Source organism: Streptococcus sp. Marseille-Q8145, from assembly GCF_965112035.1.
In genome coordinates, this window is the sequence record NZ_CBCOPQ010000002.1 from 536,915 (window position 1) to 552,407 (window position 15,493).

Genomic DNA, 15,493 nt, shown 5'->3' on the forward strand with positions numbered 1-15,493 from the left:
ATCACTGAAGAGTTGTGGACGATTAGTTAACAGCTCGCAAAAATCGATAACTTCTTTACGAAGTTATCGATTTTTTATTTATTCGATTAGCAAACTTTGGTGGTAAGAAATGAGAGAAGACTCTAGTAAAATAGGAGATTTACTGGAGTATGATAGGGATATCACCTCAAATTTATTAGCTTCATTCTTTTTACTATCGAGAGAATGTAATGACTGATCTCGGTATTTTAAAAGTTATAAGGAACTAGTGCTATAATCTTTTCTATATCTAGTTCGTACTTCAGCAGATAATTTTAGGAAATTGGGGACTTTCCTGTTTTTGTTGGATGATTTTTCGTCTTTCCTGTGTTATAATAAGGAAGATTAAAAATGTAGAATAGTTAAAGGAGAAATTCCAATGGGACGTAAGTGGGCCAATATTGTAGCTAAGAAAACAGCTAAAGACGGCGCAAACTCAAAAGTTTATGCTAAATTCGGTGTAGAAATCTATGTAGCAGCGAAAAAAGGCGATCCAGATCCTGAGTCAAATACAGCCCTTAAGTTTGTTATTGATCGTGCTAAGCAAGCGCAAGTACCAAAGCATGTTATTGACAAGGCGATTGACAAGGCTAAGGGAAATACGGATGAAACCTTTACAGAAGGTCGTTATGAAGGCTTTGGACCAAATGGTTCTATGCTGATTGTTGATACCTTGACTTCGAATGTCAACCGGACTGCAGCCAATGTTCGTGCAGCCTTTGGGAAAAATGGCGGAAACATGGGAGCTAGCGGCTCTGTGTCTTATCTTTTTGATAATAAAGGTGTCATCGTTTTTGCAGGGGATGATGCAGACAGTATCTTTGAATTGCTTTTAGAAGCAGATGTAGATGTGGATGATGTGGAAGCAGAAGATGGAAGCATCACCGTTTATACAGCACCAACTGATCTGCATAAAGCAATCGTGGCCTTGCGTGAATCTGGTATCCAAGAATTCCAAGTGACAGAGCTTGAAATGATTCCGCAGTCAGAAGTGGAATTGACTGGTGACGACCTCGAAACCTTTGAAAAACTCTATAGCGTTTTGGAAGATGATGAAGATGTCCAAAAAGTCTACACTAACGTAGATGGCTTCTAATTGAACAACATAAAAATACAGTTTGATTTAGTATGAGGCTGCGTCTTGAAGCAGTTTCTAAATCAGACTGTATTTATTTTTAGTTAGTTAGGTGAAATTTTTTTAGGAATTGTTCCTGTTCCTCTTTGATAGCTTCTGTGGGATTTTTCACAGCAAGAATCATCTCAATCATTTCAGGATTGGCTTCGCGTACTAGCTGACTGAGAGCCCAGATGGCCGTAGCGATATGGATAGGATTCTGCCCTTTATCGATAATTTCTAGCAGTTTGGGAATGGCAGAGCGGTCATTGGCGTTGGCTAGAGCAATGATGGCATTGCGCTGCAGGATGTTTTTGCCCCGCCAGCTGCCGGCTATATGGCCGAATTTTTCCTTAAACTGACCATTAGAAAGTTCCAAGAAAGGAAGGAGCTCTGGATGGGCCAGTTCGGGGTCAATCTCTGTTGCGAGCGGATTGTCCAAGCCTTTATTATAGGGGCAGCAAATTTGGCAGATATCGCAACCATAGATGACTGTCTTGATTTTTTTGCGAAATTCTAGATCCATGATGCCCTTATCTTGGGTTTGAAAAGATAGGCAGCGCTTGGCGTTCATAGTCCCATCGCCAATGAGACAGGAGGTAGGACAGGCTGTCACGCAGCGATTGCAGTCTCCGCAGCCGTAGTCGACAGGCTGGTCAGGTTCGATGTCCAGATTGGTAATGAGTTCTCCTAAAAACATGTAGGAACCAAATTCCTTGGAGATGACCAAGCCGTTCTTGCCGATAAAGCCTATTCCTGCTCGCCGGGCTACAGCGGTGTCGACCAAGGCTCCTGTATCCACCATGCCTTTATATTCAAAGTTGGCAGTCAACTCCTCAATTCCCTTTGCAAGCCGATCTAGCTTGTCTTGTAGGACATAGTGGTAATCCAGCCCCCAGCTGTTGGGAGTGAATTTCCCCCGTTTGTAAGCTGTTTTTTGTGGCTGTTGCTTGAGCTTGTGGGGATAGGCGACTGCGATAGAGATGATGGTCTTGGCCGAGGCCAAACTCAGCTTGGGCTTAATTCGCTCCTCAATATTCTTGTGTTCAAAGCCTGAATTTCGGCCTTCTTCTACGGCCAAGCGCAGCGACTTTTCCAGATAGTCAAAGTCATCCGCTGTCGTAAAGCCAATTTTAGAAATGCCAATTTCTTTTGATAATTTGATAATTTCTTCTTTGATATTCATTGCTATTATTATATCGAAATTATGAGAATTATGCGAGAAACTACTTCGTGAAAACCATGATAATTTAGCGAATTTGAGTGCAAGAAGAGTTAGGCAGTTAAGCGTGTAAATTGAGAAATACCAGCCTTTCAAGCCAATTGCTAAATGGATTATTTCTTGAAAGATATGGGGAAACATGCTATAATGAGAGGAAACATTTATAAACAGAACATAGCGAGTAAGGAATAAAATGGCTAATATTTTAAAAAAAATCATCGAAAATGATAAAGGTGAAATAAGAAAATTAGAAAAGATGGCGGACAAGGTCATGTCCTATGAGGACGAAATGGCAGCCTTGACCGATGAAGAATTGCAAGCAAAAACGGTTGAATTTAAGGAACGTTATGCTAATGGTGAAACTTTAGATCAACTTTTGTTTGAAGCATTTGCAGTTGTCCGTGAAGGAGCTAAGCGTGTCTTAGGTCTTTTCCCATATAAGGTTCAGATTATGGGGGGGATTGTCCTTCACCATGGTGATGTGCCAGAAATGCGTACGGGGGAAGGGAAAACCCTGACAGCGACTATGCCTGTTTACCTGAATGCCTTATCTGGTCAAGGAGTTCACGTTGTTACAGTCAATGAATACTTGTCCGAGCGTGATGCGACTGAAATGGGTGAACTTTATTCTTGGTTGGGACTTTCTGTTGGTATCAACCTAGCATCTAAGTCACCAATGGAAAAAAGAGAAGCTTATGCTTGTGATATCACCTACTCAACCAACTCTGAAATTGGTTTTGACTACCTGCGCGATAACATGGTGGTTCGGGCTGAAAATATGGTACAGCGTCCGCTTAACTATGCCTTGGTTGACGAGGTGGATTCTATCTTGATTGACGAAGCGCGTACACCATTGATCGTGTCAGGACCGACAGCTTCTGATACGAATCAGCTTTATTACAGAGCGGATAGCTTTGTGAAAACACTTCAAAAAGATGACTATATCATTGATATCCCATCTAAGACGATTGGTTTGTCAGATTCTGGTATTGACAAGGCTGAAAGTTACTTTAACTTAGAAAATCTATACGACCTTGAGAATGTTGCTTTAACGCACTTTATCGACAACGCCTTGCGTGCTAACTATATTATGACCTTAGATGTGGATTATGTCGTTAGCGAAAAGCAGGAAATCCTCATCGTTGACCAATTTACTGGACGTACAATGGAAGGTCGTCGTTTCTCTGATGGACTCCACCAAGCGATTGAAGCAAAAGAAGCTGTGCCTATCCAAGAAGAATCAAAGACATCTGCTTCGATTACTTACCAGAACCTTTTCCGTATGTATAAAAAGCTGTCAGGGATGACAGGGACTGGTAAGACAGAAGAAGAAGAATTCCGTGAAATTTATAATATTCGCGTAATTCCAATTCCAACTAACCGTCCGGTCCAACGTATTGACCATCCAGATTTGCTGTATCCTAGCTTGGAAGCGAAATTTAAAGCAGTCGTAGAAGACGTCAAGGAACGTTACAAAACAGGTCAACCTGTCTTGGTCGGTACAGTATCGGTTGACACGAGTGACTATCTTTCTCAAAAATTAGTGGCTGCAGGAATTCCTCATGAAGTTCTGAATGCTAAAAACCACTATAAAGAGGCACAGATTATCATGAATGCTGGTCAACGTGGTGCTATTACCATCGCGACCAACATGGCTGGACGTGGTACCGATATTAAGCTAGGTGAAGGTGTGCGTGAACTGGGCGGACTTTGTGTGATCGGTACAGAGCGCCATGAAAGCCGCCGGATTGATAACCAGCTTCGTGGACGTTCAGGTCGTCAAGGGGATCCAGGTGAATCACAATTCTACCTATCTCTCGAAGATGATCTGATGAAACGTTTCGGTTCAGAGCGTATTAAGGCCTTGCTTGACCGGATGAATCTTAGCGAAGAAGAGTCTGTCATCAAGTCTCGGATGCTAACGCGTCAGGTGGAAGCAGCCCAAAAACGGGTTGAAGGTAATAACTACGATACTCGGAAGCAAGTCCTCCAATATGATGATGTCATGCGCGAACAACGTGAAATTATCTATTCTCAACGCTATGATGTCATCACAGCAGACCGTGATTTGGCTCCAGAAATCCATGCCATGATCCGTCGGACGATTAATCGGATTGTGGATGGAAGCAGTCATTCAGATCATGAAGAAAAGATAGAAGCGATTCTGAATTTTGCTAAATATAACCTTGTAGCAGAGGATTCTATCTCAGCTGATGATTTAGAAGGTAAATCAAATCAAGAGATCAAAGATTACTTGATGGAACGAGCATCTGAAGTTTATGCCAATCAGGTTTCTAAACTTCGTGATGAGGAAGCAGTTCAAGAGTTCCAAAAAGTGCTGATCCTACGCGTTGTAGATAATAAATGGACAGATCATATCGACGCCTTGGATCAATTGCGTCAGGCTGTGGGACTTCGCGGATATGCTCAGAACAACCCAGTTGTTGAATATCAGGCAGAAGGTTTCCGGATGTTTAATGATATGATCGGTTCTATAGAGTTTGATGTGACTCGTCTCATGATGAAAGCACAGATCCATGAGCAAGAACGTCCACGTACAGAGCACAGTATCAGTACGACAGCTACTCGAAACATTGCTGCCCAAAATCCAAATCTTCCAAAAAATGTTGATTTATCCTCTGTAAAAAGAAATGATTTATGCCCATGTGGTTCAGGTAAGAAATTTAAAAATTGTCATGGCCGCAAGAAGTAGTTTATAAGGAGAGAAGATGACCTTTAAAGCAACTAGTCAACCAATCAATGTAGCAGAAGTGCGTCAGCTTGCTAAGCTAGAAGGTTCTATTCTAGCTCATAAGCAAGAGCGAGATCGCCAAATAGAAGCCATTATCCGTGGTGAGGATGATCGCATCCTTTTGGTTATCGGTCCTTGCTCCTCAGACAATGAAGAAGCTGTCTTGGAATACGCTAAGCGTTTGGCAGCTCTTCAGGAAGAAGTCAAAGATCGGATCTTTATGGTGATGCGGGTTTATACAGCTAAGCCACGGACCAATGGTGATGGCTACAAGGGCTTGATTCATCAGCCTAATGCGACAGCGGCGCCTAGCCTAATCAATGGGATTAAGGCGGTTCGCAATCTGCATTATCGCGTGATTTCAGAAACTGGAATGACGACGGCTGACGAGATGCTTTATCCAGAAAATCTTCCCCTAGTAGATGATTTGATTTCCTATATGGCGATCGGTGCTCGTTCTGTTGAAGATCAGCAGCACCGCTTTGTAGCCAGTGGATCGGATTTTCCTACTGGTTTGAAAAATCCAACATCTGGAAATCTAGATGTCATGTTTAATGGCATTTATGCAGCTCAAAACAAACAGAGCTTCCTCTTTGCCAATCGGGAAGTAGAGACGAGTGGAAATCCTTTGGCTCATGCGATTCTGCGCGGTGCCATCAATGAATATGGGAAGAACATTCCAAACTACTATTATGATAATCTGCTGGACACAATCGCCCAGTATGAAGCAATGGGATTAGAAAATCCATTTATCATCATTGATACCAACCATGACAACTCTGGCAAGCAGTATTTGGAGCAAGTCCGTATTGTTCGTCAGACTTTGATCAACCGCGACTGGAATGATAAAATCAAGAAGGTTGTTCGTGGCTTTATGATTGAATCTTACTTGGAGGATGGCCGACAAAATGAACCAGAAGTCTTTGGCAAATCTATCACAGATCCATGCCTAGGCTGGGATAAGACGGTCGAACTCGTCCATGAGATATACGATACACTAGGTAAATAATATGGCATTTATAGAAAAAGGTCAGGAAATTGACATCGAGCAGATCAAGTCTGCAACGATTTTGTCAGACCAAGCTCTGAAAAAGAAACATCAGCGTGATCAGGAGTTGGCCGCCATTATCAAGGGGGAAGATCAACGCTTGCTCTTGGTTATCGGGCCCTGTTCATCTGACAATGAAGAGGCGGTGCTGGAGTATGCTCGTCGATTGGCTGAACTGCAGCAGAAGGTGGCGGATAAGATTTTTATCGTTATGCGGGTCTATACTGCCAAGCCTCGGACCAATGGGGACGGCTATAAAGGGCTCGTTCACCAGCCAGACACTTCAAAAAGTCCAAGCTTGATCAATGGACTGAAGGCAGTGCGCCAGCTTCATTACCGAGTTATTACTGAGACAGGCTTGACCACAGCTGATGAAATGCTCTATCCTTCCAATCTAGTGTTGGTAGATGATTTGGTTAGTTACCATGCCGTAGGTGCTCGCTCGGTTGAAGACCAAGAACATCGCTTTGTAGCTTCTGGAATTGATGCGCCGGTCGGTATGAAAAATCCAACATCTGGCAATCTTGGAGTCATGTTTAATGCCGTCTATGCTGCTCAGAATAAGCAAATCTTCCTTTATCATGGTCAGGAAGTAGAAACGTTAGGAAATCCTCTTGCGCATGTGATTTTGCGTGGTGCTTTAGATGAGTACGGTAAGAACAAGCCTAACTTCTATTACGAAAATCTTTTGGATGTGATCAAACGCTATGAAGAAATGAAACTGTCCAATCCTTTCATTCTGATTGATACCAATCATGATAATTCTGGCAAGCAGTATTTGGAGCAGATCCGGATTATCCGTCAGACTCTGATCAACTGTGCTTGGAATGAGCAGATCAAGAAGGCTGTGCGTGGATTCATGATTGAATCCTATTTGGAGGATGGCCGCCAGAATGAGCCAGAAGTCTTTGGTAAGTCTATTACCGATCCTTGCTTGGGCTGGGATAAGACAGAAGAGCTCATTCAGGAAATCTATGATACCTTAGAAAAAGAAGCTTAAAAGAAAGGATTAGGAGGCTTTGGTAGAAGTCTGCTAACGAATATAGGCAAGCTCATACTCTACGAAAATCTAATTTTGATGATGTTAAACCTCTTTGATACATTTTAGTGTCATTCTCATCGGTTTACCTTGTCGAAATTAGATTTTCTTTCAATCTCCTTAGGAGAAGAGCCTTGCCTCGTATTCTCAATAGAAGTATGATAAGAGGACACGGAATAGATATAGAAGAGATTTCCAGCATTGGTCGGGCCTACGAGAAGAATAAGCGGTTTGCTGAGAAAATCTTGACAGCTCAGGAGTTGGCTCGGTTTGGCTCCTTAAAGGGCAAGCGCAAGCTGGAATATTTGGCAGGTCGCTGGTCAGCCAAAGAAGCCTTTGCCAAGGCTTGGGGGACCGGTATTGGCCCTGTGACTTTTCAAGATTTGGAAATTTTAAATGATGATAAGGGGGCGCCTTATTTTAGCAAGTCCCCCTTTGCTGGTTCGGTATGGCTATCAATCAGTCATGCCGGAAATCTGGTGACCGCCAGTGTGATTTTGGAGGAAGACAATGAAAGCTAGTCTACATAGACCCACTAAAGCAGTCATAGACCTGTCTGCTATTGCATTTAATATTGAGCAAATTGCGGCTCATATTCCCCAGTCGGTCCAGAAGTGGGCAGTAGTCAAGGCCAATGCTTATGGACATGGTGCGGTTCCTGTCTCTCAGCATATTCAGCCGCTTGTAGATGGTTTTTGTGTATCTAATATTGACGAAGCCCTCGAACTACGAGAAGCTGGCATTGCTAAATCCATTCTTATTTTGGGTGTTTCTTCATTGGAGGCTGTGCCTTTAGCGATCCAGCAGCAGATTACCCTGACAGTGGCTAGCCTAGCTTGGTTGGAGGAGCTCTTGAACCAGCAAGCTGATCTGACGGGCTTGACTGTTCATATAAAGATTGATTCAGGCATGGGACGCATTGGCTTCCGTGATAGTCAAGAAGCCCAGCAAGCAATTAGCCGCTTGCAAGCAGCAGGAGCTGTGGTAGAAGGAATTTTTACTCATTTTGCAACTGCAGATGAATTAGATACAAGTCATTTTGTAGCCCAATTAAATCGTTTTAAAGAGATTTTGAGTGAGTTAGCTTTCTTGCCGCCAGTTGTGCATGCTAGTAACTCTGCAACAACTCTTTGGCATAGTGAAACGATTATGAATGCTGTTCGGCTGGGCGATATTATTTACGGATTGAATCCTAGCGGACGAGTGCTGGACCTGCCTTATGAGGTCAAACCAGCTCTGAGCTTAGAATCTGCTCTGGTTCACGTCAAAGAAATTCAAGCGGGCGCCCATGTCGGCTATGGGGCGACCTATACCAGTGATAGCCAGCAAATCATTGGAACGACTCCTCTGGGTTATGCCGATGGCTGGACCCGCGACATGCAGGGCTTTGATGTCTTGATCGATGGTCAGCGCTGTCCTATTGTCGGTCGGGTTTCTATGGATCAAATCACGGTACGTCTGCCTCGAGTCTATCCTTTGGGAACGCAGGTGGTCTTGATTGGCCAGAGTGGCGCCGAGCTTATCACAGCAACGGATGTGGCAGAAAAGCGTGGTACGATTAACTATGAAGTGGTCTGCTTAATCAGCGATAGGGTACCGAGAGAGTATAAAAAGTAAAAGACAATCAAGAAGAAGGAAAGGAGACGGGATGAATCTGCACCAGGCTTTGACGGCTCTGCCAGGAGTGGGGCCAAAATCGGCTGAAAAATTTAAAAAACTAGGCCTTGAGAGCCTGCAGGATCTCCTGCTCTATTTTCCTTTTCGCTATGAAGATTTTAAGAGTAAGAATGTCCTTGATTTAGAAGATGGAGAAAAGGCGGTCATTTCTGGGATCGTCGCGACTCCAGCTAATGTCCAGTATTATGGCTACAAGCGCAATCGCCTGCGTTTCACAATCAAGCAGGGAGAAGTCGCGATTGCAGTCAATTTTTTCAATCAGCCTTATCTAGCAGATAAGATCGAACTGGGAGCGACGGTGGCTATTTTTGGTAAATGGGATAAAGCCAAGGCTAGTCTGACGGGGATGAAGGTGTTAGCTCAGGTTGAAGATGACTTGCAGCCAGTTTATCGAGTTGCCCAAGGGATTAGTCAGGCCAGTCTAGTCAAGCTGATTAAGGTGGCCTTTGACCAAGGTTTGGATCAGTTATTGGAGGAAAATCTTCCTCCTGTCCTTCTGGAGCGCTACCAGCTTTTGGGGCGCACTCAAGCAGTGCGTGCCATGCACTTTCCTAGGGATTTGGCAGAATATAAGCAGGCCTTGCGTCGGGTCAAGTTTGAAGAACTTTTTTATTTTCAGATGCAGCTGCAGGTTCTGAAGCATGAGACCAAGGATGTCAGTCAGGGACTGGCTATCCCTTGGCAGGAAAAAATGCTGGCTCAAAAGAAGGCTGCCTTACCATTTTCTTTGACGGAAGCTCAGGAGCGGAGTCTGGAAGAAATTCTCAGTGATTTGCAATCGCCTGCCCATATGAACCGTCTCCTGCAAGGAGATGTTGGTAGTGGTAAGACCGTGGTGGCTGGCTTGGCCATGTATGCCGCCCATACGGCAGGTTACCAGTCGGCTTTGATGGTTCCGACAGAAATTTTGGCTGAGCAGCATTTGGATAGCTTGACTCAGCTCTTTCCTGAGCTGAATTTGGCCCTCCTGACTGGTGGTATGAAAGCTGCTGAACGCAGAGAGACTTTAGCTGCCATAGAGTCGGGGCAAGTAGATATGGTGGTCGGCACCCATGCCTTGATTCAGGAAGGGGTAGTCTATCATCGACTGGGCCTGGTCATTATTGATGAGCAACATCGTTTTGGGGTGGACCAGCGTCGGATTTTGCGGGAAAAGGGAAATAATCCAGACGTTCTCATGATGACAGCCACGCCGATTCCTCGAACTTTGGCTATTACCGCTTTTGGCGATATGGACGTCTCCATCATTGACCAGATGCCGGCTGGCCGCAAGCCCATCATTACTCGCTGGGTCAAGCACGAGCAATTAGAAGTGGTTTTGGACTGGATGAAAAAAGAGCTGGCCAAGGGCGCCCAAGTCTACTTTATTTCTCCCTTGATTGAGGAATCGGAGGCTTTGGATTTAAAAAATGCGATTGCTCTAGAGGAAGAACTTAAGGCCTACTTTGCCAATCAGGCTCAGGTGGCTCTCCTTCACGGCCGCATGAAAAATGACGAAAAAGAAGCCATTATGCAGGACTTCAAGGATGGGAAAACGGATATTCTAGTGTCAACCACAGTCATTGAAGTCGGTGTCAATGTTCCGAATGCGACCATCATGGTTATCATGGATGCTGACCGCTTCGGACTTAGCCAGCTTCATCAGCTACGGGGCCGAGTTGGTAGGGGAAATAAGCAGTCTTATGCCGTTCTAGTTGCCAATCCCAAGACGGAGTCTGGGAAGAAACGCATGAAAATCATGACTGAGACGACAGATGGCTTTGTTCTGGCTGAGGAAGACCTCAAGATGCGTGGTTCTGGTGAAATTTTCGGTACCCGTCAGTCTGGTATCCCAGAGTTTCAGGTAGCGGACATCGTGGAGGATTATCCCATTTTGGAAGAAGCGCGCAAGGTAGCTAGTCAAATCGTTGCTAATCCTAGTTGGCGGCAGGATGCCAATTGGCACCTTGTATCCCTGCATCTCGAAAAACGCGATTATCTGGACTAGCAAGATAAAGTTTGGATGTATTTGTTTAAGCTTTCTGCAAGAAAATTCTAAGCCTTCCTTAAGCTTTGAGGCCTATAATAAAAGCATCAAAAGAAACGAGGTGGCAAAAATGAAAGTAGCAGTTAAAGTAACCTATAAAAAAGAATTTAAACAGATGCGCCGCGTGAACAAGACTTATGGAATCTAATAATTCCAAGTGAAAGATAAAAGAAGATACCTCTGGAAGAAATTCTGGAGGTATTTTGCTATTGAATCAAGGCTTTTTTACAATTTATGTTATAATATAGAATAACTATGATTAAAGGAGCTCAATTATGTTTCCAGATGACAGTTTGACTTTACATACAGACTTATATCAAATCAATATGATGCAGGTTTATTTCAACGAGGGTATCCATAATAAGCGTGCTGTTTTTGAAGTCTATTTTCGCAAGAATCCTTTTAATAATGGCTATGCCGTTTTTGCGGGCTTAGAGAGGATTGTGGCTTATCTGAATGATTTGACATTCAGTCAGACGGATTTAAACTATTTAGCGTCTTTGGGCTATAATGGAGCTTTCTTAGAGTATTTACGCGATTTCAAGATGCAGCTGACTGTGCGTTCCGCTAAAGAAGGAGATTTGGTTTTTGCCAATGAGCCGATTGTTCAGGTCGAAGGACCGCTGGCTCAATGTCAGTTGGTGGAAACAGCGATTTTAAATATCGTGAATTTCCAAACCTTGATTGCCACCAAGGCAGCTCGTATCCGCTCTGTGATCGAAGATGAGCCGTTGATGGAGTTTGGTACCCGTCGTGCTCAGGAAATGGATGCGGCGATTTGGGGTACGCGGGCCGCTGTTATCGGTGGAGCCAACGGTACCAGCAATGTTCGGGCAGGCAAGCTTTTTGATATTCCCGTTCTGGGGACGCATGCCCATGCACTTGTGCAGGTTTATGGCAATGATTACGAGGCTTTCAAGGCTTATGCAAGCACTCATCGGGACTGTGTGTTCTTGGTAGACACCTATGATACCCTTCGGATCGGGGTTCCTACGGCCATCCGTGTAGCGCGTGAATTTGGGGATAAAATCAATTTCTTAGGTGTGCGGATCGACTCTGGAGACTTGGCCTATATTTCTAAAAAAGTTCGTCAGCAGTTAGATGAAGCGGGCTTCCCAAATGCTAAAATTTACGCTTCCAATGATTTGGATGAAAATACCATCCTCAACTTAAAAATGCAAAAAGCTAAGATTGATGTCTGGGGTGTGGGAACCAAGCTCATTACAGCCTATGACCAGCCAGCTCTGGGTGCTGTTTACAAGATTGTCGCGATTGAAGATGAGAATGGGCACTTGCGCAACACCATCAAGCTCTCTAACAATGCTGAAAAAGTTTCGACTCCGGGCAAGAAGCAGGTTTGGCGGATTACCAGCCGTGAAAAAGGCAAGTCTGAGGGCGACTACATCACTTATGATGGTGTGGATGTCAATCATCAGGAAGAGCTCGAAATGTTCCATCCGACTTATACTTATATCAATAAAACAGTCAAGAATTTTGATGCGGTGCCGCTTTTGGTGGATATTTATAAAGAAGGCCGACTCGTTTACGAGTTGCCGAGTCTGTCTGAAATTCAGGACTATGCCCGCCAAGAATTTGATAAACTCTGGGACGAGTACAAACGGGTCCTCAATCCACAAGATTATCCGGTCGATTTGGCGCGTGATATTTGGCAGGACAAGATGGACTTGATTGACCAGATGCGCAAGAAAGCCTACCAGACAGGAGCAGAAAAATGAGCCTACAAGAAGAAATTATCCGCCAACTAGGCGTCAAATCAGTCATTGATCCAGAGGAAGAAATCCGCAAATCGGTGGACTTTCTCAAGGCCTATCTGAGAAAGCACCCTTTTTTGAAAAGTTATGTTCTAGGCATTTCTGGTGGTCAGGACTCAACCTTGGCAGGACGTTTGGCCCAGATAGCTGTAGAAGAAATGCGGGCTGAGACTGGAGATGATGGCTATCGCTTTATCGCTGTTCGCCTGCCTTACGGCGTTCAAGCAGATGAAGACGATGCCCAAAAGGCTCTGGCTTTCATCCAACCTGATGTCAGTCTGACAGTCAATATCAAGGAATCCTCTGATGCCATGACAGCTGCAGTGGAGGCGACAGGTGCCAAAGTCTCTGATTTTAACAAGGGCAATATCAAAGCGCGTAGCCGCATGATTGCACAGTATGCTTTGGCTGGTTCATACAGTGGGGCTGTCATTGGGACCGATCATGCAGCAGAAAATGTCACGGCCTTTTTCACCAAATTTGGCGATGGCGGAGCAGATATTTTACCACTTTACCGTCTCAATAAGCGTCAAGGCAAGCAGCTTTTAGCTGCCTTAGGAGCGGATCCGGCCCTCTATGAAAAGGTGCCGACGGCTGATTTGGAAGAAGAAAAACCGGGGATTGCCGATGAAGTTGCTCTAGGCGTGACCTATAATGAAATTGACGACTATCTCGAAGGCAAGTCCGTTTCAGCCCAAGCTCAAGAAACGATCGAGTCTTGGTGGCACAAAGGTCAGCACAAACGCCATTTGCCGATTACGATTTTTGATGAATTTTGGAAGTGAGAATCTTGATCGAAACTTTTTAGTCTGAGCCAAGAAATGAGGAAGCTATGAAAAAGATAGGTACACAGTCCATTGAAACCAAACGTCTTTTACTAAGACCTTTTCTGGAATCGGATGCTCAAGCTATGTATGACAACTGGGCTTCTCGTCCGGATAATTTGCTGCATGTGACCTGGTATGCTCACGAGAGTCCTGAAGTCACCCAACAGTCTATTGCTCGCTGGGTTGAGAATTATCAAAACATGGATTTTTACAAGTGGGCCATCTGCCTGAAAGAAAATCCTGATTCTGTCATTGGGGACATCAGTATGGTGGACATGGATGAGGCAGTTAATGCTTGCGAGGTCGGTTATATTTTAAGTAAAGACTATTGGGGGCAGGGGCTGATGACAGAAGCTTTGAAAGCTGTTTTGAACTACCTCTTGCAAGACGCAGGATTCAATCGTGTCACAGCAAGATTTGTAACAGCCAATCCAGCTTCGGGGCGTGTTATGACTAAAGCTGGCATGAGCTACGAAGGTACTTTCCGTCAGGCTGTATTTCATAAAGGACAAGTCAAAGATTTTTCCGTCTATGGGATCCTAAAATCAGATTTAAAATGAAAAAGTTAGGCTTGCCTAACTTTTTTACTTGCGCTCTTTTTTTAAAGTTCTATAATAGATGTATAATGACAAGGAGGATTCTATGAATTCATTAAAACAAGATTTTACAGATAAGTTATACGCTGCTTATGAGGCTGACCCCAAGTATGCGGCAATGGAAAATGCTATTAGCCACAATGGTCTATTGACTTCTTTGGAAAAACGGACTGCTGCTGTAGAAAATGCCCCTGTTTTCTCACTAGATCTCACCAAAGACAAGGTCAGTGACCAAAAAGCATCTGGCCGCTGCTGGATGTTTGCGGCTCTCAATACTTTCCGCCACAAGATGATTGCAGGTTTCCAATTGGAGGATTTTGAGCTATCTCAGGCTCATACCTTCTTTTGGGATAAGTATGAAAAGTCCAACTGGTTCTTGGAGCAGGTTTTGGCAACGTCTGACCAAGAATTGACTAGTCGCAAGGTCAAGTTTCTCCTAGATACGCCTCAGCAGGATGGCGGTCAGTGGGATATGGTCGTGGCACTTTTTGAGAAATACGGCGTCGTGCCTAAGTCAGTCTATCCAGAGTCAATTTCTTCCAGCAATAGCCGTGAGCTCAATCAAATTCTCAATAAACTCTTGCGTCAGGATGCGCAAATCTTGCGTGAATTGGCCCTGAATGGTGCAGATGAGGCTACGCTACAAGCTAAGAAAGAAGCTTTGCTGCAGGAAATTTTCAACTTTTTAGCGATGTCGTTGGGCTTGCCACCTCGGAAGTTTGACTTTGCATATCGAGACAAGGACGGTAATTACCATAGAGAAGCTAATTTGACTCCGCAGTCCTTTTACCAAAAATATGTAGACCTCAAGCTAGATGACTATGTGTCTATCATTAATGCGCCGACAGTCGATAAACCTTATGGCAAATCTTACACAGTCGAGATGTTGGGCAACGTAGTCGGCAGTAAGCCTGTTCGCTATTTGAATGTAGAAATGAAACGTCTCAAGGAATTGGCAATCGCTCAGATGCAGGCTGGCGAGACTGTTTGGTTTGGCTCTGATGTGGGTCAGTCCAGCAATCGCAAGGCAGGAATCATGGAAGCAGGTATGCATGATTTAACCTCTAGTATGGATATCCAGTTGACTCAAGATAAAGCAGGTCGTCTTGATTACAGCGAGAGCCTTATGACCCATGCTATGGTATTGGCTGGAGTAGACTTGGATGAAAATGGCCAAGCTAAAAAATGGAAGGTAGAAAATTCTTGGGGTGAAAAGGTTGGAGATAAGGGATACTTTGTCGCCAGCGACGCTTGGATGGATGAGTACACTTACCAAATCGTAGTCAGAAAAGAATTCTTGACTCCAGAGGAGTTGGCAGCCTACAATGCTGAGCCAATTGTCCTAGCACCGTGGGATCCAATGGGAGCTCTTGCTAATGGCGAAATGATTTGATAGGATGAG

General features: G+C 44.2%; 12 protein-coding genes. 11 read left to right on the forward strand and 1 reads right to left on the reverse strand.

Translation table 11 applies throughout. From position 1 onward, the window contains the following. Window positions 1-397 precede the first annotated feature (397 nt). Window positions 398-1,114, forward strand: coding sequence for a YebC/PmpR family DNA-binding transcriptional regulator (locus tag ACWPVL_RS06075; protein WP_454387578.1), 717 nt, complete (start codon window positions 398-400; stop codon window positions 1,112-1,114). A 79-nt stretch (window positions 1,115-1,193) separates the two neighbouring features. Here ACWPVL_RS06075 and queG read toward each other — a convergent pair whose 3' ends face one another. Next, on the reverse strand, window positions 1,194-2,318 hold the full coding sequence (gene queG, locus ACWPVL_RS06080) for a tRNA epoxyqueuosine(34) reductase QueG (protein ID WP_454387580.1): 1,125 nt from the start codon (window positions 2,316-2,318) through the stop codon (window positions 1,194-1,196). Between the two features lie 229 nt (window positions 2,319-2,547). On the opposite strand from queG, the gene secA reads away from it, so the two are divergent. The 10 genes from secA (at window position 2,548) to pepC (ending at window position 15,484) form a co-directional block, all read left to right on the forward strand. Next, on the forward strand, window positions 2,548-5,067 hold the full coding sequence (secA, locus tag ACWPVL_RS06085; RefSeq protein WP_454387582.1) for a preprotein translocase subunit SecA: 2,520 nt from the start codon (window positions 2,548-2,550) through the stop codon (window positions 5,065-5,067). Window positions 5,068-5,083: 16 nt separating this feature from the next. Continuing rightward, a complete protein-coding gene (locus tag ACWPVL_RS06090) occupies window positions 5,084-6,115 on the forward strand; it encodes a 3-deoxy-7-phosphoheptulonate synthase (protein ID WP_454387584.1) in 1,032 nt (343 codons plus the stop codon). 1 nt (window position 6,116) lies between these two features. Further along, window positions 6,117-7,154, forward strand: a complete 1,038-nt coding sequence (locus ACWPVL_RS06095; RefSeq protein ID WP_454387586.1) for a 3-deoxy-7-phosphoheptulonate synthase — start codon at window positions 6,117-6,119, stop codon at window positions 7,152-7,154. Window positions 7,155-7,351: 197 nt separating this feature from the next. Next, a complete protein-coding gene (gene acpS, locus ACWPVL_RS06100; protein ID WP_185761942.1) occupies window positions 7,352-7,714 on the forward strand; it encodes a holo-ACP synthase in 363 nt (120 codons plus the stop codon). After that, window positions 7,704-8,810 carry an alanine racemase gene (alr, locus tag ACWPVL_RS06105; RefSeq protein WP_454387588.1) on the forward strand — a complete coding sequence of 369 codons (1,107 nt, stop codon included), beginning with the start codon at window positions 7,704-7,706 and terminating at the stop codon, window positions 8,808-8,810. The genes acpS and alr overlap by 11 nt, the downstream gene beginning before the upstream one ends. A 31-nt stretch (window positions 8,811-8,841) precedes the next feature. Next, window positions 8,842-10,857, forward strand: coding sequence for an ATP-dependent DNA helicase RecG (gene recG, locus ACWPVL_RS06110; RefSeq protein ID WP_454387590.1), 2,016 nt, complete (start codon window positions 8,842-8,844; stop codon window positions 10,855-10,857). Between the two features lie 314 nt (window positions 10,858-11,171). After that, window positions 11,172-12,632 carry a nicotinate phosphoribosyltransferase gene (locus tag ACWPVL_RS06115; protein ID WP_454387592.1) on the forward strand — a complete coding sequence of 487 codons (1,461 nt, stop codon included), beginning with the start codon at window positions 11,172-11,174 and terminating at the stop codon, window positions 12,630-12,632. Then, a complete protein-coding gene (gene nadE, locus ACWPVL_RS06120; protein WP_454387594.1) occupies window positions 12,629-13,453 on the forward strand; it encodes an ammonia-dependent NAD(+) synthetase in 825 nt (274 codons plus the stop codon). Before ACWPVL_RS06115 ends, nadE begins: the two co-directional genes overlap by 4 nt. 47 nt (window positions 13,454-13,500) lie before the next feature. Continuing rightward, on the forward strand, window positions 13,501-14,055 hold the full coding sequence (locus ACWPVL_RS06125) for a GNAT family N-acetyltransferase (protein ID WP_454387596.1): 555 nt from the start codon (window positions 13,501-13,503) through the stop codon (window positions 14,053-14,055). An 82-nt stretch (window positions 14,056-14,137) separates the two neighbouring features. Then, entirely contained in the window at window positions 14,138-15,484 is a 1,347-nt protein-coding gene (pepC, locus tag ACWPVL_RS06130; RefSeq protein ID WP_454387598.1) for an aminopeptidase C, read from the forward strand. Window positions 15,485-15,493 lie beyond the last annotated feature (9 nt).